Origin of the sequence: Candidatus Ornithobacterium hominis (assembly GCF_951229915.1) — a bacterium.
Classification (GTDB): domain Bacteria; phylum Bacteroidota; class Bacteroidia; order Flavobacteriales; family Weeksellaceae; genus Ornithobacterium; species Ornithobacterium hominis.
In genome coordinates this window covers 1,640,416-1,661,076 of record NZ_OX579588.1, presented here as the reverse complement: position 1 = coordinate 1,661,076, position 20,661 = coordinate 1,640,416, and the positions used below count along the sequence as shown (strand labels likewise).

Here is a 20,661-nt window from a genome sequence, read left to right as displayed (position 1 = left end):
AATTTTTTAAGGCTTAAAAAAAAATGATGAATTCCATAATTATTCTCTACATTTTAATCGGCATCACAGTATTGATTAGTTGGCAAGGCTGGGGTAATTATCAGTTATTCAATCGGTTGAAATTTGATATGAATGCTATATTGAATGGTAAGCAATATGATAGAATGTTTACATCGGCATTTCTACATGCAGATACCATGCATCTATTTTTCAATATGTTTGCATTGTATGTCTTTGCGCCAGTAGTTTTGAGTATTTTTTCCGATGTTGTATTTATTTTAATTTATATTACAGCAGTATTTTTTGGCAGTTTATTCACAATCCTGTTTCATAAAAATCAAGGTTGGTATACGGCAGTTGGAGCCTCAGGAGGAGTTTCAGGCATTGTATTTTCGGCGATTATCATCAATCCAGAAATGCCATTACGATTAATTTTTCTACCGTTTTTTAATTTCCCAGGTTGGGTATTTGGCTTAGTTTATTTAGGTTATTCTATGTTTGGGATGAAGCATTTGAAAGATAATACAGGACATGCAGCCCATTTGGGAGGAAGCGTTGCTGGGGTGTTGTTCACAATTTTTCTTTTTCCGCAGCTTATCAATCAACAAGCTATATACATTATAGGTATGCTAATTCCCATTGCTATTATGGGAATTTTAACTTATAAAAAGAATCAGTAATAGGAATTTTAGAAAGATTCTAAATAACTGATAATCTTATACTTGATGACTATTATCATTTTTTTTAAAATTTGGAATTACCTACATTTGTTAAGAAGTTTAACAAAGAAGAAAATGAAATTAAACTTAGGATTAGGAGCGTTGGTATTATCAGTTTCAGCTTTTGCACAGTTGAGTGTAGAAGCAGAATTGAGACCAAGATTTGAATACAGACATGGATTTAAAACGTTGTTTGATAAAAGTGATGATGAGGCCGCTTTCGTTTCCCAAAGAACAAGATTGAATACAAATTATAAAAATGAAAACATGGAGTTTCGTTTAAGCTTGCAAGATGTGCGTGTTTGGGGAGATGTTCCGCAACTAAATGCTACTGATAAGAATAAATTAGCCGTTCATGAAGCTTGGGGGAAATTCAATGTGACAGAAGAAATAGCCTTAAAATTAGGTCGCCAAGAAATTGTATACGATGATTCTCGATTTTTTGGGAACGTAGATTGGGCACAACAAGCAAGAAGCCATGATGCGGCCTTGGTGCAATTTAAGAAAAATAACTTCAGAGCCGATGTAGGATTTGCTTATAATCAAGATGGTGAGAAATTAACGGGAAACATCTATACGGTAGATAGAAACTACAAAAGCATGCAATACGCTTGGTTGCACCACGATTGGGTAGATTTCTCTGGAAGTTTATTGTTTGTAAATAATGGCTGGCAATTAGTGAATGCTAATAGCGGAAAATCAGAAACTCAGTACACCCAAACGATCGGTACGCACTTAAATTATAAAGCTAATGCGTTAAATTTAATAGGGAATGCATATTACCAAATGGGCAAAGACATAGATGCTAATGTTGTAAGTGCGTATCTATTAGGTTTGGAAGCCAATTATAATGTTACGACAAAGTTTAATTTAGGCATCGGGGCAGAGCTACAAAGTGGTAATGACAATAAAGTAATAGCAAACGATAAAAACAAAGCCTTTAATCCACTCTTTGGGACCAATCATAAATTCAACGGTTTGATGGATTATTTTTATGTTGGCAATCATTTGAATAGCGTTGGTTTATTGGATTTACATGCCAAAGCAAACATCAAAACCAGTGAAAAAACCAATGTAGGCTTAGCCTTGCATAACTTCTCATCTGCCGCTGATTTAGACAAAAAACGATTTGGAAATGAATTAGACATCACTTTTGGCTATAAAATTTATTATAATGTAACCTTAAATGCTGGCTACTCTCATATGTTTGCTAGCGATGGAATGGAGTTAATTAAAAATGGTAAGGCAAACGAAACCAATAATTGGGCTTGGCTGATGTTTACCTTCAAACCAACATTATTCAGTACAAAATAATTATTACTAAAAATTAGAGTTATGCCTTTTTTTAAGAGAATATTTCCAGAAAAGAACACGAGATGGCGTTTAGTTGCAATTTTTTTACTCGCTATTTTCTGCGGATTGGGATTTTTTATCGCAAGAGAGGCAAAGATGCTTTCCTATATGTCAGACGACCCGCAGGCTTGTGTCAATTGCCATGTAATGACATCGGTCTATAACAGCTGGATGCACAGTTCTCACAGAGAATGGGCAAGTTGTAATGATTGTCACGTTCCGCACAACAATATTTTCAATCAATATTATTTTAAAGCAAAAGACGGTTTGTTTCACGCATCGGTTTTCACCGCAAGAGCAGAGCCAGATGTTATGTTTATGCGAGAAGCATCAGAAGAAGTAGTGCAAAACAATTGCATCAGATGCCACGTTCAGCAAGTAACGCAAGTGAAATATGACGGATTTATAGCAAATCATTATTCTAATAGGACAGATAGACAATGCTGGTCTTGCCACAAAGAAGTTCCTCACGGTAAATTACACGGATTGACAACGGTGCGAAATAATATTGCACCGATTCCTACAGATAAAGATGGAACGGTAGTTCCTGAATGGCTGAGAGAAAAGATTAAAAATAAAGATAAAAACAAAAACGAAAAATAAAATTCATTCACATGAAAAATTGGGTATTATTTGCAGTAACTGCTGTTGCCGTATTCCTATTAGGATTGCTGGCATCAAGTGTTATCAACAGGAAAAATGAAGCTAAGTACGCTTATGTGCCAAAAGTGGAAATAGCTAAAAATGAACCACGTAATGAGGTTTGGGGAGAAAATTACCCAGCAGAATATCAGTCTTTCATGCAGACAAGAGACACTACTTTTGCCACTGCCCATGGAGGAAACGCATGGATAGACATGCTAGAAGAAGATCCTAGAATGGTAGTGCTTTGGGCAGGGTATGCTTTCTCCAAAGATTATTCACAAGGTAGAGGTCACCAATATGCAATTGAAGATATTCATAACTCATTGCGAACAGGTGCTCCCAAAGAAAATGGTGATGGACCAATGCCTGCAACTTGCTGGACTTGTAAAGGACCAGATGTTCCAAGATTGATGAATGAAATGGGCGTAGCAGCTTTCTACAAAGCAAAATGGTCTGATTTAGGGCACGAGGTAGTAAACCCTATCGGTTGTGCAGACTGCCACGATGAGAAAACAATGAAACTGAAAATCACAAGACCAGCTTTGGTAGAAGCTTTTCAAGCTCAAGGAAAAGATATTAACAATGCTACACACCAAGAAATGCGTTCATTGGTTTGTGCACAATGCCACGTAGAATACTATTTTGATAAAAAAAATCCAGTGGAAGAAGGAGTACCTTACTTAACTCTCCCTTGGAAAAACGGCTTTACCGTGGAAGACATGGAAAAATATTATGATGAAATTGAATTCTCTGACTGGACTCACCAGCTGAGTAGAGCTCCAATGTTGAAAGCTCAACACCCAGGCTATGAAACTTGGCAAATGGGCGTTCATGCGGATAGAGGCGTTTCTTGTGCCGATTGTCATATGCCATATAAGAGTGAAGGCGGACAAAAATTTACTGATCACCATATTCAATCTCCTTTGAACAATATAGCCAACGCTTGCCAAGTTTGCCACAGAGAAGAAGCGACTAAATTGGTTCAAAATGTTTATGAAAGACAAAATAAATCTTTAGAAAACAGAATCAGATTAGAAGATGCTTTGGTCAAACTACACGTTGAAGCTAAAAAAGCTTGGGATTTAGGAGCAACGGAAGCACAAATGAAACCAGTATTGCAAGACATCCGCCATGCGCAATGGCGTTGGGATTTCTCTGCTGCATCTCACGGAGCATCATTCCATGCACCTGTAGAAATCGCAAGAGTTATTAATAGCGGATTGAATATAGCACAAGAAGGTAGAATCAAAGTAGCTCGCGTATTGAGTGATTTGGGCTACAACCAGCCTGTGCCAATGCCAGATATTTCTACAAAAGAAAAAGCACAAAAATTCATTGGGCTTGATATGGAAAAATTGCACAGAGAGAAAGCAGAGTTCAAGAAAAATTTATTGCCAAAGTGGATGGAAGCTGCTAAAAAAAGAGAAGCAGGATATACTAGTAAATCAGTTTCTTCTAAATAATTAAAAATCAACCTGTTATAAAAAATAAAATGGTTTTAAGTTCGCTTAAAACCATTTTTTCTAAATTTGAGAATATGGCTTATGGAAAGGCTTTATAAAATTTTTTCTTCATCTAAATTATTTTTAATCTTACTGTTCATCTTTGGCGTAGCAATGGCTGTTGCCACCTTTGTAGAGAACGATTTTGGTACATCAGCTGCTTGGGTGATGATTTATGATGCTTGGTGGTTTGAATTAGTAATGGCTGGGCTTTCGCTCACATTTTTAGCAAATATTTTCAAATATAAATTATTGAGAAAAGAGAAATGGGCGATTTTGGCGTTTCATTTAGCTTTCATCATTATAATTTTAGGAGCAGCGATTACACGGTACACCTCTTACGGAGGCGTGATGAGAATCAGAGAAGGTGAAAGCTCTAATATTTTAATTTCAGATACGAATTATCTCAACGCTGAAATTTCTGACGGGAAACAAACGAAAGTGATTTCAGAAAAACTATCTTTTTCTACACTTAAAAACAATGATTTCAGCATCAAAACAGATTTCAACGGAAAGAAAATTACCATAGATTATAAAGATTTCATTCCCGATGCTGTGGCAGATGTAGTAGAAGATAAAGAAAACGGAAAACCCTTGCTTGAATTAGTGGTAACACAAGGTGATGGCAGAAGTTCTATCTTCTTAACCGAAGGCGAAACACAAAAATTAAACCCTGAATTTGAAATCGGTTTTCAATCTGATAAAAAAGATATCGTGAATATCATTCAAGAAAATGGGCAATTCAAGGTTTTGTCACCAAAAGAATTGAGCTTTTTTATTATGAATGAACAAAGAACAGGCGTTTTGAAAGCGGATTCTTTGCAAGAGATTACGCTGAGAACCCTGTATCGTTCGGGCGATGTTTCCTTTGTCCCATTGACTTTCCACCAACATGGGAAATTTGAAATTAAATCCACTGCAGAAAAATTAAAAGACAATAGTGAAACGCAAGATGATGCTTTGTTGGTGAAATTATCGGTGGACGATCAATCTGAAGAGGTGAATATTTTGTACCGAAAAGGATTTATTCCTTTGGCGAGCGATGCCACCATCAACGATGTAGATGTTAAGTTGTCTTACGGTTCAAAAGCGATTGAAATCCCATTCAAAATAAGGTTAAATGACTTTCAATTAGAGCGTTACCCAGGTTCTTCCAGTCCGTCTTCTTATGCCAGTGAAGTAACGATTTTGGATGGTGAAGAGCAAATTCCGTATCGTATTTTTATGAATAATGTGCTGGATTACAAGGGTTACCGATTTTTTCAGGCAAGTTATGATACCGATGAGCGAGGTACAGTTTTGTCTGTAAACCATGATTTTTGGGGAACTTGGGTCACTTATTTCGGTTATTTTTTAATGACGGTAGGAATGATTTTTACTTTATTCGGAAAAAAATCAAGATTTAATATTGTGGGCAATAAATTAAAAAAGTTAAAGCAAATCGCACCTTTATTTTTCTTGTTTTTATTGAGTTTTGTAAATGCTCAAGAGCAAGAAAAAAGCAATCGTTTCGCTATTAATGATACGATTATTCTATCACAAGAAATTGATAAAGACCTTGCTGAGCAATTTGGGCGTTTGCTGGTGCAAGATTTGGACGGAAGAATTAAGCCGATAAATACTTTGGCATCTGAAATTATCAGAAAAATATCTAGGAAATCCTATTTCTTTTACCCGACTAGCGATGGAAAGTTTACCTTGGATGTGAATCAAACTTTTCTGGCGATGCATACCGCTCCGAATTTATGGCAACATATTCCATTGATAGAGATTGATTTATATAAAATTGAGGAAAGCTATCCAAACCTGAAAAAAGGAAAAAATGGCTGGTTGGCATTCTCTGATTTGTTGAATGAAAAAGGCGATTATATTTTGTCTGACAAAGTGGAAGAAGCAAACCAAAAGAAACCTGCTGAACGAAATGAATTTGATAAAGAAATTCTGAAATTAGACGAAAAATTCAATATTCTGTACAACCTTTTTATTGGAAATTATTTAAAAGTTTTACCGAATAAAGAAGATGATAATAATACTTGGTACAGCTTTACCCACGATTTCAAAAATTTTCCGCAAGAAGATGCTCAATTTGCTGAGCATATTTTGCCAGCTTACTTCAATGATTTAGCTAAACGAGATTATGAAGCCGCTTCAGAAAAATTAAATTACATCAAGACTTATCAAGATGTAATTGGCGAAAAAATTATACCCTCGCCCGAAAGATTAGAAGCCGAGCTGTGGTACAACAGGTTGAATCTTAATTTTTGGCTATTCCAAATCTTATTCACCTTAGGTTTTGTAATGCTGATTTTAGCAATTATTAAAATGTTCAATCACAGCAAAATCATTCAATTTTTTTGGAATCTTTTAGTAATTTTGATTTTGTTGTCGTTCATTGCCTTTGTGGGGAATGTAATTTTGAGATGGTATGTTGCACAGCACGCTCCGTGGAGTAATGGCTATGAAATGTTAGTTTTTGTAGCTTTGATTTTATTGTTGAGTGGATTGGTAACGTTCAGAAAGTCAGACTTTTCACTTCCATTAGCAACTTTATTTTCAGGAGCTTTGCTTTTGGTTAGTTGGTTGGATTGGATAAATCCCGAAATCACGAATTTGATGCCAGTTTTGAAATCCTATTGGCTGAAAATTCACGTAGCTACGATTGTGAGCGGCTATGCTCCGCTGGCGTTTTCCGCCGTTTTAGGTTTGATGGTTTTATTGTTTTACATTTTCAGAACCGAAAAAAATAAAGCTATCATAGATTTAAAAATCAGAGAATTAACTTACATCAATGAAATGTCTATGACGGTAGGTTTATTCCTACTCACCGTGGGGACATTTTTGGGCGGAATTTGGGCCAATGAATCCTGGGGAAGATATTGGGCTTGGGACCCGAAGGAAACTTGGGCATTGATTAGCGTAATAGTTTACGCCATTGTTTTGCATTTAAGATTTGTGCCAAAACTCGGCAACCATTATGTGCTGAACACAGCGAGTATGTTTGCTTTTTGGTCTATCATAATGACATCATTTGGCGTGAATTATTATCTATCGGGCTTGCATAGCTATGCCTCTGGCGACCCGATGCCAATACCGAAATTCGTTTATTTTGTAGCTGGAGCGATGATAATTATAGCCGTTTGGGCAGGGATAAAAAACAAGAAAAAAAGAATGAAATAATCTGTTTGAAAATTTCTAAAGCCTTTAAAAAAATCCTCTGCCCCCAAAAAAAATAAATTTGCATAATTCAAAAACGTGAAATACATTTGCGGGCAGGTTGAGAAAAGAGAAAAATCTCAACGGAAAGTTTTAACAAAAAAATAACGAAATTTTAACAAATGAAATTTGTGAGTTTCAAAATAAAGTGTAAACACACACACACACACACACACAAGTAATGAGCTAAACAACTCATTATCAATAACTTATAATAATTTTTTGCTTCCCTGCGGGAGCGAACCGCAAAGCCGTGCAAGAAAATCTTGTGCGGTTTTTCTATTTTCACCTGTGTGAGAGTAGTAATTTCTTCAAAAAGAAGAGCCTCACGGGTTGGGGCTCTTTCTAAATGAAGAAGCAAAAAAAACAGCAAAAATTTAATTAAGAAAAGAATAAACCAATAAAATATTAACCAAAAAAATAAAACAAATGAAGAAATTATTACTTTCTTTAGCCGTATTATCAGCGGTTGCGGTCACCGCTCAGGTGGGCATTAACACAGATGCTCCAAAGGCGACATTAGACATCAGCGCAAAAGATAACCAAAAAGGTAACTTGCGCATAGAAGGTGTTGAGGAAAAATCTACCCAATGGCTTTTAGTTTGGGATGAAAAAGACCAAAAGGTGAAGCGCACGAGCCTCTCAGACCTCAAATGGGATATAATAATAGTAGATAATGGGAAAATAAATTATATCCGCGATAAGCAGCCAGACAGAGCAGATGAGATCATCAATAAAATCAAACAATGTACACCAGAAAATATACTTTTTGATAAGCACTTTGGTGACGGTAAGCATGATTTTGTGTATTGCGCTACAACTGTAAGCGTGGGCGGTTACAATAAAACATGGCTCAACCTCAACCTTGGTGCGGCGTATGCAGACATAAATAGTCCTCATTTTAACCCGACCGTTAATAAAACAGGAGAATCTATCCACAGAGACGAAAATCTTTATGGTTCATATTACCAATGGCAGAGAGCGAGTGATGGGCATGAGTTTAGGAATTCACCAACTACCCCTAAAAAAGCCCAAAGTTGGACAGTCACAGACGAAGCAGCAGGGAAGTTTATTACTAAAGGTGGCAATAACTGGGCAAAGAATGGTGAAAAGGCATCAGGTTCAGATTTAGAGTTGTGGAGAGCAGGAGGAGTTAATAACCCTTGCCCGTCTGGTTACCATGTTCCGACTGTGGAGGAGTGGCAGCAATTACTCAATGCTGTAAGAAGTAAAATGTGGACACAGAATAAATTGCCAAACCTTGCAGCTGCTGGCAGCCGTAGCTATCACCATGGTTCGCTGAGCCGCAAGAGATCTAACGGGTGGTACTGGAGTAGCTCTGCTCGAGGCAGTAGCTCTGCTTACGACATGACCTTAGACAGTGGCGGCGACACTACGAACAGCAACGACCGATCCTTCGGGAGCAACGTGCGTTGTATTAAAGATAATAATTAAAAAGTAGCGTATAAAGAGAAAACAGGCGTGGTTTAAGCCAGTGTTTACTCATGGCGTTAAAAAATAAAAAGCGAGCTCAGATTTGTAAATTAGAGCTCGCTTCTTTTGTTCATTCAGTTATGCTTTAGTTTTCATTTAAATGAGATTTAAACAAAATTATAATATTCAGTTAAGCGAAAAACCTTTACATTTGTCATAAATAAATTTTTAGGCATGAAAAGGAGAGAATTCTTTAAAAACTCGTCTTTGCTTGGGCTTGGGGCTTTTTTCTTGGGAGCAGAAAGCTTAAAATCAAATACAATCAGAGAAGAATTTAGGCATAAAAAAACCAAGAACATTATCTTCATGGTGAGTGATGGCATGAGTTCTGGTACGCTGGCAATGAGCGATATTTATAGCAAAAGAATTTTAGGAAAACCATCAGCTTGGCTGGGGGCATATCAAGATGATTTGATGCAAAGAGGGTTGATGGATATGGCTTCTAAGACGTCTATTGTTACAGATTCTGCTGCAGCGAGTTCTTCTTGGGGTGGGGGGCATAGAGTCCCCAACGGAAACCTGAATATTGGCGCCAAAGGCGAAGAATATGAACCAATCTTGCAAAAATTTAAAAAAGCGGGAAAAAAAGTAGGTTGCGTTACCACCGTGCCCATTACGCACGCCACGCCAGCAGGATTTTGTGTGAATATAAAGTCTAGAAGCGACCAAGCGGCTATTGCAGAGAAGTATGCTACGCTAGATTTTGATGTGATGATGGGCGGCGGGCAAAAATATTTTGACCCTAAGTCTAGAAAAGATAAAAAAGATATGTACGCGGTCTTTACAAAGAAAGGCTATCACGTGGCAAAAAATAAATCTGAGATGCTGAAGGCTCAGCCAAATCAGAAGTTATTAGGTGTTTTCACCGAAGATTCATTGCCGTATTCTGTAGATGCTAAAACTTTGGGCACAGATAAAACTACGCCTAACTTATTGGATTTGACGCAAAAAGCTATAGAGCAAATGAAATCACATAGCAATGGTTTTGTATTGCAGGTAGAGGCAGGCAAAGTAGACTGGGCGGCGCACGGCAATGATTTTGCTGCTCTGTTATTTGATCAGTTAATGTTTGATTCTTGTGTGAATCACGTATTGGATTTTGCTAAAAAAGATGGAAATACGCTAGTCGTAATAACCTCTGACCATGGGAATGCAAATCCTGGTTTGGTGTACGGGAAAGGCGTAGACCCGCTATTTGATAACACGGTGAGCATCAAGCATTCTAATGATTGGATTTTGCAAGGAATCAGAACCGATGCTACCGAAAAAGAAATCATAGACCGCTTGTATGAAAATTCTGGGAATATGAAAATTTCAACCGAACACGCCAAAGAAATCATTGCCTACTACAAAGATGTGCAAGCCGAAGATGGAATCTATAACCCGAAGCATTTGCCTTTCCTGTTGCTATCTAAAATGCAGTATGAGCACTTCCACGTGGGTTGGAACAGCATGAATCATACCTCTGACTACACAGAATTGGCGATGTATGGGCCAGGAAGTGAACATATGAAATCATTTATGCGAAACGACCAGATGCATAATTTCCTACTGAAAGTAGCAGAAGTGGATATGCTGAATAAAGCATAAAAAAAGCATAAAATTTTTTAAGCCTTAAAAAATTTGAAATCATAATTTATATGATAAAAAAAAGCCTTCAGAAATTTAATCTAAAGGCTTTTTTTTGAGGCTAAAAAATATTAGAAGATATTATTTAATAACCCCACAAGCGATACGATCTCCAGCAGCACCAGATGGCTGAGATGTAAAATCATCCGCTTTTGCATGGATGATAACTGATTTTCCTCTCAATCCATTTTCTGCATTATCTTCTAAAGTCCACTTATCTGTTGTAAAGACTAAGGTTGATTTACCCTCTGCATCAGCAACTAAATTACCGATGTCACCGTAGTGAAAATCACCTTCGCCCCACTTCCCGTGGTCATCTCCAGTAGGATTCCAGTGCCCGCCAGCAGAAGAACCATCATCGGCAGAGCAATCACCATTTTCATGAATATGAATGGCATGTTCACTGCCTTTCAATCCTGTAACATCTACTTTAAGGGTCACTTCGTTGCCACTTTGCGTAAAGGTTGCACTTCCAGCCACAGAACTTCCGCTTTTGGAAGATAAAGGAACGATAACTTCAGAAACGACTCCCATTTCAGAATTCTCTGACGGTGCAACTATCTCATTGTTAGTATTTTGAGCTTCATTTTTTTTCTCACAAGACTGCACTGCAAAAATCATGGATGCTAAGCTTATCCCTAAAACAAGTTTTTTCATAATTTTGATATTTTAGCTTAATTTTCACAAATATTATACCATCACCTCATTATGATTTTTCTGTTTTATGAAAAAAAGTAAAATTTGTTAGAATATTTTTTAGGAAGAATTTATTTTAGAATTCAAAAAAAATATTCTGAAATAAAACTTGCCTCTTAAAATTAAAAAAATCATTTGAGTTTTAACTAAAAGTTAACATTAAAGCTTGTAACATTTTACTACGCTGTCACGTATTAGTTAATAGAGCAAGAGCTAAAAATAAATAAGAAAGTCTTGTCTACAAATTTACCGAAATATTTTTGGTAAATCAATAGTTATATTAAGTTTAAAAAAAATAAGTTTTAAAAAAATATATGCGGCAACTAAAAATCACCAAACAGGTTACTAATCGTGAAACAGCTTCTCTAGATAAATATTTACAGGAAATAGGTAAAGTTGATTTGATTACAGCAGAGGATGAAGTGGAATTGGCTCAGCGAATCAAGGCTGGAGATAAAATTGCTTTAGAAAAATTGACAAAAGCGAATTTGAGGTTCGTTGTTTCCGTAGCAAAACAGTACCAAAATCAAGGTTTGAGTTTACCAGATTTGATAAACGAAGGAAATTTAGGGCTCATCAAAGCAGCTCAGCGATTTGATGAAACGCGTGGTTTTAAATTTATTTCGTACGCCGTTTGGTGGATTCGTCAATCTATTTTGCAGGCGTTGGCAGAACAATCTAGAATTGTACGTTTGCCGCTCAATAAAATTGGTTCCATCAATAAAATCAATAAGGCTTATGCTTCGCTAGAGCAGGAACATGAGCGAGCTCCATCGGCAGAAGAGATTTCAGACCAATTGGATATGACTGAAGATGATGTAAAAGAATCAATGAAAAATAGTGGGCGTCACGTTTCTATGGATGCTCCATTGGTGGAAGGTGAAGATTCTAATTTGTACGACGTTTTACGCTCTGGGGAATCGCCTAATCCTGATAGGGAATTGCTTAACGAGTCGCTTCGTATTGAAATTGAAAGAGCGTTGAAAACTTTGACCCCGAGAGAAGCTGATTTGATTCGCTTGTATTTTGGGCTGAATGGCGAGCACCCAATGACCTTAGAAGAAATCGGTGAAGCTTTTGATTTAACACGTGAACGCGTCCGTCAAATTAAAGAAAAAGCCATCCGAAGATTAAAACACACTTCAAGGAGTAGGATTCTGAAAACCTATCTTGCGAGATAATTTTAATTTTTTATATTAATAAAAAGCCGTTTTGGGAATTTCAAGGCGGTTTTTTTTGATGAAATTTCTAAAGCCTTAAAAAAAAATTAGATTAAAGAATTGTTTTAAAGAAAGATAATTCATTCATGCAGGCCAAATCCCCACGCCAGCAGGTTTTGTTGCCAAAAACTGAGCAAGGGCGACAGCTTAGATTCTCTAATTGCACAACATCTTTCATCGATTGCCCGTAGCCTAAAAAACCTAAGTACGGATGCGTGGCTCCCCACACGGAGATGACGCGCGTCCCGACCAAAGAAGCTAAATGCATATTTGCACTATCCATACTGATGACAAATTTCAGTCCTGCCATCAGTTCCAAATCTTCTTTGAAACTTTGTTTACCAGCTAAATTTTCTACCTTTGGCTGCACCAAAGTATTTAGAGTTTTCTCATCTTCTTTTCCTCCAAGTAAATAGACCTGATGCTTCTGTGCCAAATAAGCTACAATTTCTTTCATTTTTTCTAGAGGGAATTGCTTTTCTTCATGTTTAGCCAAGGGAGCAATGCCTACTCCGTCTTTCAAAGCATTGGGATAACCTAAGAAATTTTGTAATTCAAAATTTAAAGGAACTTCACATCCCAATTCTTCAAAAACTTGAGCATATCGTGTACAGGTATGAATCAGCGGTTTCAGCTCTTTGTCATCTTTTTGAGTTAATAATTTTTTCTCAGCCCTACCTTTGTCTATATACGCAGTAGGCGTACCTAGAGTACTGAAAATACCACGTAAAAACTGTGTTCGCAAAACGGAATGTAAATCAGCTACTGCATCAAACTCTAAATTAAAATGCTGCCGATAAAACCGAACCAAACCTAAGATTCCCCGATGCTCTTGTTTTTTATCAAAATCGAGTAAATTTAAGCGTTCATGCACTGGGAAAAAAACGTGAAAAGCTTTGGGCGTAGCAAAAGTGATTTTCACTTCTAAGTTATTCTTCAATACTGAATCAATCACGGGTACGCACATTGCGACATCACCAATGGAAGAAAAACGTAGTGCTAAGATGTGAAAATTTGGGTTCAAAATTTATGTTTTTTAATTCCTTTTAGCATCGAAAGCAATGGCGTAGAATTTAATCTGCTTTATCATCGCTAGTAATCCGTTGGCACGCGTAGGAGACAAGAATTCCTGCAAACCAATTTTTTCTATAAAATCTTCGTTGCTTTTTAAAATTTCTTGTGGCGTTTGCCCAGAATAAATTTGCACCAACAGAGCTGCAATTCCTTTAGGCAAAATGGCATCACTATCAGCCTTATAGAAGACTTTATCTCCCTTGTATTCAGAGGCTAACCAAACATTGCTTTGGCAGCCTTTCACCAAATTTCCTTCTTTTTTTTCTTCTTCGCTGAGTTCGGCTAAGTCTTTCCCTAAATCAATGAGATGCTGATAGCGCCCTTCCCAATCATCAAAAAAAGAAAAATCTTGTACTATATTATCTTGAATTTCTTGAATTTTCATGCTGCAAAGATAACGACTTGATTTGAAATTTTTTAAGCCTTAAAAAATTGAATAAAAATTTCATACATTTGTGTCGCCATCTTGTCGCACGTGGTGAGTTAGCCGCGTGAGGAAAGTCCGGACACCATAGGGCAGCACAGCGGGTAACGCCCGCCCAGTTGATTATAAACTGAGGACAAGTGCAACAGAAAGCAAGTACAGTACGGCTGTAGTGAAATCAGGTAAACTCTGTGCGGTGAAATGCTATGTATATCGGCTGAAAAGGGTTGCCCGCCCGATGCCGAGGGGTGAGCAGATAGAAATTTGCAGCAATGTGAATTCCAGATAAATGACAAGACGTTTTAAGCAATTAAGACTGACAGAATCCGGCTTATCGGCATTTTTTTAATGAAAAAACTCAGCTAATTACTTTTGCTGAGTTTTTTTACATTTTTTTTGAGTTTTATTAAATTTCCAAAGCGTTTAATTTATCTCTCAACTTTTCACTACTTGGTCTTGGTGCGTCTGGGTCGATGATTTTCCCATCGGGACCGATGAGAATAAATCTTGGAATGCCTTGAATTTCTAAATCTTTTATAAAGTTACTCTTCCATGCTGCTCCATCAAAAATCTGAATTCCTTTCAATTCTTTTTCTCGCACAAAATTCTTCCAGGTTTCCTTGTCTGAAGCTTCATCGATAGAAAGGCTTACAAATTCAATGTTTTTACCACGGTATTCTTCTTCAATTTTCTTTAAATCAGGAATTTCAGCCTTGCACGGTCCGCACCAAGTGGCCCATACATCGACATAAATGTATTTACCTGAGAAGTCAGAAAGGCGATATTTTTTGCCGTTGATATCTTCTCCTGAAAAAGAAGGCGCTGGCTTACCAGTAAATTTATTAGCGATTTCTTTTTTACGCTGGTAATATTTTTTTAATCCTTCCAAGCCTAATTCGTATTGTTCTTTTGAATCTGTAACGAATTTTTGGTCTAAATTAGGATATTTTTCAATCAGCTGAGCAAAATTTGCTTTCATTCCCTCCAATTTTTTGCTGAAAGCGGCTTCATCTAATGCAAAGTCTTCTTCTGCAATGGCTTTTTCTTGCATCAGTGTAGATGCGATGACAAAATTACTTTTATCTACAATGCTACCTTCTCCTTCAAATTTTAAAGTTTCATCAAATTGCGGGTAGTCTGAGGTCAGGTATAATGGATTTCCATTTTTCAAGAAAACGGTAGCATACTCGTCTCCAATTTTAATTTGGTACGGCCCCTCAGCTGGGATTCTTAGCGTATCATAAAAAACTCCGTCGGGTTGCATTTTTATCAATTTTTGGTATTGATGCTGCGGATTTCTAATCAAAACGCTATCTACTGGCACCTCCAAATTAGAAATTTGACCGTGAATTAATGCGTAATCTGCTTTTTCTGGCAAAGTGGGACGCTGTGCAGAAATTTCTTCCTCTGCTGTTGTTTTTTCTTTTTTACAGCCAAAGCAGATTAAACTAGCCAAGACTAAGATGAATATTTTTTTCATTTTATTTAATTTAAAGATGTCAAAGATATTATTTTTTTATTCTTAATAAACCTTCTTGTGCTACAGATGCTATTAAATCTCCATTTTCCCCAAAAATTTTAGCCTGAACAAAACCTCTAGCATTGGCAGCGGAGGGACTATCAATCACGTAGAGAAACCACTGATTGATGTCAAAATCTCGATGAAACCACATGGAATGGTCGAGACTTGCCATAATGATTTCTTCTTCGGCTAAATCTTTACCATGCGCACGTGTCACAGTAGGTAGCAGATTATAATCAGAAGCATACGCTAACACGCAGCGGTTGAGCAAAGGGTTATTTTGCATTTCTCCATTGATTCTAAACCAAACTGACTGTTTCGGTTCAAGATTTTGTGGATCTGCTGGATTGTCAATTTGTGTAGGTTTGAAAGTTATGGGGCGATCTATGGACAAAAATTTCTCTATCTTGGGGGGCAAAAATCCCTTCAATTGTTCATAAATATCTGCCCAGCTCAAAAGGTTTTCGTAAGTTTCTGTCTCGGGCATTTCCATTTGATGCGAAACTCCATCTTCTTTTGAATGAAAAGAAGCACTTAGAATAAAAATAATTTCTCCGCCCTGTTTAGCTAAAACACGGCGTGTACTAAAGCTACCTCCGTCGCGCACATTTTCTACTTCAAAAATTATTTTCCTGTCTAGTTGCCCTGGTAGAATAAAGTAAGAATGCAGCGAGTGACAAATTCGGCTAGCGTCCACTTCCTGAGACATAGCATATAAACTCTGAGCCAAAACTTGCCCACCAAAAACAATGGGACTACCAATAGAAATACTCGTACCTGTGTAGAGGTTTTTATCAATTTTATCCAGCTGAATGTGCTGCAAAAGGTCTTGTATGTTTTTCATCTTAATAAAGATTTGTAATTGTTGGCATTTAATTTGTTAAAAACTATAAAAAAGTAAAATACGAATATATGAGAAAATTTATTTTAGGACTAAGTATTATTTCAATTTCTTTTTTAACCTCGTGTGACCCTAAAAACAAACAGCAAACTCCAAATAACCCAGTAGAGGAAGCTCAAATGGATACTTATAATGTGCCAGAACAATATCAAGGAAGCACTGGCGTGAAAGATAGCGAAAATAATAATTTAGAGGCAGAGGAAAATATTGAATTGAAAAAACAAGAATTTTATGGTTCTTTCAGTAGTGAATTCACACAAAAATTTGATTTTACAGTTTTGCACCCCAGCGAGTATAAATTTAGTTTAGTTACTCAAAATCAAGATATTAGCTATAAAGTAACTAAAAAAAATGGAGAAGAAATTATCGCTTCTACCAAGGCTGATGCTACAGCGAATTTAGCTCCAGGTGAATACCAAATTAATGCCGAGTTACCAGAAGCGAATGCAGCAAATAGAAAAGCTTCTGAGTTCAAAATTTTGATTAATTAATCGAGTTTTTCTTTCAAAAATTTTCTAAGCCTTTTAAGATTTTAATGATTTTTATTTTAAGGCTTAGAAAATTTTCATAGCTTCTTTTGCGGAATAGAAATGCTTTCCAGCGTCTTGGGAAGATACGTTTCAGCAAAGATTTCTTTAGCCTCATCTAGTAGCACTTGAGGGTTTTTATACCGATTGCTAAAATGCCCGATAATTAATTTACCTACCTGCGCTTGTTTTGCAATTTGTGCAGCTTGTTCTGCGGTGGAATGTCCAGTTTTTTTTGCTAAATTTTTTAAGGCTTTAGAAAATGTTGCCTCATGGTAGAGCAAATCAACATTTTCTATAATCGGAACTATTGCTGGGTGGTACATCGTATCTGAACAAAAAGCATAAGAACGTGCCGGCTCAGGCGGGAAGGTCAATTTCGCACATGGTATGACTTCGCCATTCGCTCTCACAAAATCAAAACCTTGTTTAATTTTATAATAATCGCAGGTTTCAATTTCAGGAATTTGGAGAATGGCTTGCATATTTAAATGCCGTAAACCTTCTTTCTCCTGAATTAAAAATCCGTTGCAGTAAAACCGATGGCGGAGTGGAATCGTATAAACTTTTAGCTTTTTGTTCTCAAAAATTAATTCACTCACATCTGAATTTAATTCATGAAAAATTAATTCAAAGTTCTGATATGCATTGGTAAGACTAAGTTGATGATTGATGAAATCTTTAATCCCCACAGGTCCAAAGATTTCTAAAGATTTATTCCGCCCTAGCAGTTGTAATGTGCTGATGAGCCCTACCAAGCCAAAAACATGGTCGCCATGTAAATGACTTATAAAAATTTGGTTGAGTTTAGAAAACTTTGTCTTAGATTTTCTGATTTGTATTTGCGTTCCTTCGCCACAATCTATCAATAATATAGTTCCTTTTACATCCACTAGCTGTGCCGTGGGATGCGAATGGGCTGTGGGGACGGCAGAGTTGTAACCTAAGATTGTGACATTAAAATCCAAAATCAATCTTTTAATTTTGCTAATACATCTACGCCGCCCTTAGTCACATCGCCTACTTTACAGAAAAACTCAGTGTCTAAAGGTAAAAAAATGTCTAAACGAGACCCAAACTTGATGAAACCATATTCATGCCCAGCCTTAGCTTCGTCTCCTTTCTTGGCATAAATCACAATTCTACGTGCTATGGCACCAGCAATTTGGCGAAAAAGCACTTGTTGATTATTCTCGGCTTTTACAACCGTGGTTGTTCTTTCATTTAATTTAGATGATTTGGGATGAAAAGCGACTAAATATTTCCCTTTGTGGTATTTGACATATTCTACTGTCCCCGAAACTGGGTATCGAGATACATGCACGTTTAACGGGCTCATAAAGATAGAAAGCTGATAAACTTCTTTTTTCAGAAATTCGTCTTCAAAGATTTTTTCTAAAACTACAATTTTACCGTCTACTGGGGCTATAATTTCCAGTGGTTCACTAAAAGTTTCTCTAAGCGGATCTCTGAAGAAATAGACAATCAATCCGTAGAAAATCCATAATAAAAAAATGAGTGTTAGATTATAATAAAAAGGGATATAAAAGTAAAAAACCAAGCTTATGAATATGAATAAAATAGCAAATAAGCCTAAAATACTTCTCCCTTCTCGATGAATTTTCATAAATTTTCAATTAAAAAGTAAAAATAAAAACCTATAGCGGATAAAAAAAAACTATCTAAACGATCTAGAAAACCTCCATGTCCCGCAAGTAAGGTCCCGCTATCCTTTACTCCAAAAACTCTTTTGAGCTTCGACTCTGCTAAATCGCCTACTGGAGACAAAATAGCTACAATTGTGGACATTACTATCCAATTTCCCCTCATCGCTGAGAAAAAATATTCAAAAGCAACACCTGCTAATATGACTGAAAATACCCCCCCAGCCAAGCCTTCCCAAGTTTTGTTTTGACTAATTTTAGAAAGTTTAGTTTTACCCCATAAATTCCCGAAAACATAAGCCATGGTATCGCTTAGCCAAAGTAAAATAAAAAAAGCTAATAAGGGTGTTAGTGAAAAATTCCCAACAAATTCTGAAATTTTCCCTGTTTGGATGAATAAAGCAAATGGCAAACAAAGGTAAACGACGGTAAAAATCAATTTAGAACTATCAAAAGCCAATTCCATAGGTCTTCTAAAAATGATAACGTAGGCCGCTACACATAATATAAATGGTAAATAAGATGTGATGGTGTAAGCCGACGGATAAATGCCTGAGAAAAATTTAGAAGAAAAATGATAAAGTAAATACGCACATAGAGCCCCCGTTAAGATGACCATGTATTTCTCTTCAAACTGAAGCAGCTTTACTAATTCCCAAAAACAAAATAAGAAAAACAACGTGAAAATAGCAACAAACCCGTAGGGTGAAATCGTCGTAGCAAAGATGATTACAAAGACATAGATTATTCCTACAATGCTTCGTGACAATAGTTTATCCATTTTCTACCAATAATAAATAAATCTCTTGAGCAGAAGGAATTTCATTAAGCTCATTTGCATCAATTCCGCCAATAGTCGTAATGCTGGGATGGAAGTCGCCCGAATTTTTTCGATTGATAATTTGCATTGCCTCCGTCAAATTTTTTTTGATTTGTTGCGGCGTAGCGTAAATGATAAAGGCATCACACAGCTCCTTAATTTTCCGTCCGCCCGTATGGTTGCTGGAAATCATCACAGAGCCATTGTAAGCAATCAAGCCTTCACATTTTATAAAGTTAGCATCTGCCGTTGCCGAGGGGTAATCAATAAAATTAGCATGGATAGCAGTCAGCATACCCTGTAGTTTTCGGTCATAGCAAATTAAACGGCTAATATTGGTGTTTTTCAAAATTTCTTGTAGATACACTTGAGCTTCTTTTTTATTTTCGCAGTAAAAAAAGTGCCCGCCTCCTTTGTTAAAATAATCTGCAAATTGCTCATCAAGTGGGATTTTTTTAGGATATGAAATATCAATTTCTTCATCAGGAATCTCCTGAGAAGGCGGCTGAAGTAGTGACTTTAGTTTATCCCAAAAATTTGCCATACGGCGCTAATTTAAAGATTTTTTTTATCTAAAGAATAAAATATAGCTAAATTAAGTGAAATAAAAATATGATCTTAAGTATATTTTAATATAGCACTAAGCGTAAACAACAGGTAAAAGCCTATTTATTAGTTAATAACTAGGCAGATAGAAAAGCCGATAAAAGTCATTTCAAAAAAATATAAAAGAATATTTTGGGAAAAATAAAAATCATTATATATTTGCATCCTCATTGAAATAAAGGAGAGGTGCCGGAGTGGTAACGGAGCAGATTGCTAATCTGTCGGCGGGAAACCGTCGCCTGGGTTCGAGTCCCAGTCTCTCCGCGACAAAGAATTTACATTCGGGATGTAGCGTAGCCCGGTCATCGCGCCTGGTTTGGGACCAGGAGGTCGCAGGTTCGAATCCTGCCATCCCGACTTTTAAAAAACATTGCCATTCATCAGCAATGTTTTTTAAAATTATTTTTTTGGAGGGTCGCGTAGCTCAGTTGGATAGAGCAATTGCCTTCTAAGCAATCGGTCGCAGGTTCGAATCCTGCCGCGATCACAATTTTGAGTTTATTAGCTCAGTACATTGTCTTTGCTGTAACTTAGGCACCTGCTTAATTAAGGTGTTTTTACAGCTTTATCACTGCTTTTGCCACCAAATTTATCATTGATGGCATTTGTTTTTTTGATTAATATCTACCCAATGGTAGATGCTACTATTAAA

Annotated in this window: 18 protein-coding genes, 3 tRNA genes and 1 other RNA gene; 13 read left to right on the top strand and 9 right to left on the bottom strand. The window is 36.6% G+C overall.

What is annotated here, in order from left to right; genetic code table 11:
• Window positions 1-23 precede the first annotated feature (23 nt).
• From QOX03_RS07805 to QOX03_RS07775, 7 genes are all read left to right on the top strand, one after another.
• On the top strand, window positions 24-680 hold the full coding sequence (locus QOX03_RS07805) for a rhomboid family intramembrane serine protease (protein ID WP_283670681.1): 657 nt from the start codon (window positions 24-26) through the stop codon (window positions 678-680).
• A 114-nt stretch (window positions 681-794) separates the two neighbouring features.
• Window positions 795-2,033 carry an alginate export family protein gene (locus QOX03_RS07800; RefSeq protein WP_283670680.1) on the top strand — a complete coding sequence of 413 codons (1,239 nt, stop codon included), beginning with the start codon at window positions 795-797 and terminating at the stop codon, window positions 2,031-2,033.
• 21 nt (window positions 2,034-2,054) lie between these two features.
• Window positions 2,055-2,675 (top strand): cytochrome c nitrite reductase small subunit, encoded by a 621-nt coding sequence (gene nrfH, locus QOX03_RS07795; protein WP_119058684.1) that lies wholly within the window; start codon window positions 2,055-2,057, stop codon window positions 2,673-2,675.
• A gap of 11 nt (window positions 2,676-2,686) precedes the next feature.
• Complete coding sequence (gene nrfA, locus QOX03_RS07790; protein WP_434800604.1) at window positions 2,687-4,180, top strand: ammonia-forming cytochrome c nitrite reductase; 1,494 nt, start codon at window positions 2,687-2,689, stop codon at window positions 4,178-4,180.
• An 81-nt stretch (window positions 4,181-4,261) separates the two neighbouring features.
• Complete coding sequence (locus QOX03_RS07785) at window positions 4,262-7,396, top strand: cytochrome c biogenesis protein CcsA (protein WP_283670679.1); 3,135 nt, start codon at window positions 4,262-4,264, stop codon at window positions 7,394-7,396.
• 465 nt (window positions 7,397-7,861) lie between these two features.
• The gene (locus QOX03_RS07780) at window positions 7,862-8,887 is read left to right on the top strand and encodes a fibrobacter succinogenes major paralogous domain-containing protein (RefSeq protein WP_283670678.1); all 1,026 of its coding nucleotides are present in this window, start codon (window positions 7,862-7,864) and stop codon (window positions 8,885-8,887) included.
• A gap of 213 nt (window positions 8,888-9,100) precedes the next feature.
• The gene (locus QOX03_RS07775; protein ID WP_283670677.1) at window positions 9,101-10,516 is read left to right on the top strand and encodes an alkaline phosphatase; all 1,416 of its coding nucleotides are present in this window, start codon (window positions 9,101-9,103) and stop codon (window positions 10,514-10,516) included.
• A 120-nt stretch (window positions 10,517-10,636) separates the two neighbouring features.
• Here QOX03_RS07775 and QOX03_RS07770 read toward each other — a convergent pair whose 3' ends face one another.
• Window positions 10,637-11,212, bottom strand: a complete 576-nt coding sequence (locus QOX03_RS07770) for a superoxide dismutase family protein (protein WP_283670676.1) — start codon at window positions 11,210-11,212, stop codon at window positions 10,637-10,639.
• 353 nt (window positions 11,213-11,565) lie between these two features.
• On the opposite strand from QOX03_RS07770, the gene QOX03_RS07765 reads away from it, so the two are divergent.
• On the top strand, window positions 11,566-12,432 hold the full coding sequence (locus QOX03_RS07765; protein WP_119057704.1) for a sigma-70 family RNA polymerase sigma factor: 867 nt from the start codon (window positions 11,566-11,568) through the stop codon (window positions 12,430-12,432).
• Between the two features lie 91 nt (window positions 12,433-12,523).
• Here the strand turns inward: QOX03_RS07765 and QOX03_RS07760 are convergent, their stop codons facing one another.
• Window positions 12,524-13,495 carry a glycosyltransferase family 9 protein gene (locus QOX03_RS07760; RefSeq protein WP_283670675.1) on the bottom strand — a complete coding sequence of 324 codons (972 nt, stop codon included), beginning with the start codon at window positions 13,493-13,495 and terminating at the stop codon, window positions 12,524-12,526.
• A 12-nt stretch (window positions 13,496-13,507) separates the two neighbouring features.
• Complete coding sequence (locus QOX03_RS07755) at window positions 13,508-13,930, bottom strand: SufE family protein (RefSeq protein WP_119057706.1); 423 nt, start codon at window positions 13,928-13,930, stop codon at window positions 13,508-13,510.
• Between the two features lie 68 nt (window positions 13,931-13,998).
• Here QOX03_RS07755 and rnpB point away from each other — a divergent pair.
• Window positions 13,999-14,319, top strand: an RNA gene (gene rnpB / locus QOX03_RS07750) — RNase P RNA component class A.
• A 56-nt stretch (window positions 14,320-14,375) separates the two neighbouring features.
• Here the strand turns inward: rnpB and QOX03_RS07745 are convergent.
• Window positions 14,376-15,449, bottom strand: coding sequence for a TlpA family protein disulfide reductase (locus QOX03_RS07745; RefSeq protein WP_283670674.1), 1,074 nt, complete (start codon window positions 15,447-15,449; stop codon window positions 14,376-14,378).
• A 28-nt stretch (window positions 15,450-15,477) separates the two neighbouring features.
• Window positions 15,478-16,335: an acyl-CoA thioesterase gene (locus tag QOX03_RS07740; protein WP_283670673.1), complete on the bottom strand. Its 858-nt coding sequence runs from the start codon at window positions 16,333-16,335 to the stop codon at window positions 15,478-15,480.
• Between the two features lie 68 nt (window positions 16,336-16,403).
• Between QOX03_RS07740 and QOX03_RS07735 the strand changes: the two genes are divergently transcribed.
• Window positions 16,404-16,883: a hypothetical protein gene (locus QOX03_RS07735; protein ID WP_283670672.1), complete on the top strand. Its 480-nt coding sequence runs from the start codon at window positions 16,404-16,406 to the stop codon at window positions 16,881-16,883.
• 74 nt (window positions 16,884-16,957) lie between these two features.
• Here the strand turns inward: QOX03_RS07735 and QOX03_RS07730 are convergent, their stop codons facing one another.
• From QOX03_RS07730 to QOX03_RS07715, 4 genes are read right to left on the bottom strand one after another with little or no spacing between them, the layout of a single operon-like run.
• The gene (locus tag QOX03_RS07730; RefSeq protein WP_283670671.1) at window positions 16,958-17,887 is read right to left on the bottom strand and encodes a ribonuclease Z; all 930 of its coding nucleotides are present in this window, start codon (window positions 17,885-17,887) and stop codon (window positions 16,958-16,960) included.
• Between the two features lie 2 nt (window positions 17,888-17,889).
• On the bottom strand, window positions 17,890-18,546 hold the full coding sequence (locus QOX03_RS07725; protein WP_283670670.1) for a phosphatidylserine decarboxylase family protein: 657 nt from the start codon (window positions 18,544-18,546) through the stop codon (window positions 17,890-17,892).
• Entirely contained in the window at window positions 18,543-19,364 is an 822-nt protein-coding gene (locus QOX03_RS07720) for a phosphatidate cytidylyltransferase (RefSeq protein ID WP_283670669.1), read from the bottom strand. Before QOX03_RS07720 ends, QOX03_RS07725 begins: the two co-directional genes overlap by 4 nt.
• Complete coding sequence (locus QOX03_RS07715) at window positions 19,357-19,947, bottom strand: hypothetical protein (protein WP_119057712.1); 591 nt, start codon at window positions 19,945-19,947, stop codon at window positions 19,357-19,359. Before QOX03_RS07715 ends, QOX03_RS07720 begins: the two co-directional genes overlap by 8 nt.
• Window positions 19,948-20,189: 242 nt before the next feature.
• Here QOX03_RS07715 and QOX03_RS07710 point away from each other — a divergent pair.
• From QOX03_RS07710 to QOX03_RS07700, 3 genes are all read left to right on the top strand, one after another.
• A tRNA-Ser gene (locus QOX03_RS07710) sits at window positions 20,190-20,273 on the top strand.
• Window positions 20,274-20,291: 18 nt separating this feature from the next.
• Window positions 20,292-20,366 (top strand) — tRNA-Pro (locus QOX03_RS07705).
• Between the two features lie 56 nt (window positions 20,367-20,422).
• Window positions 20,423-20,496 (top strand) — tRNA-Arg (locus tag QOX03_RS07700).
• Window positions 20,497-20,661: the final 165 nt, after the last annotated feature.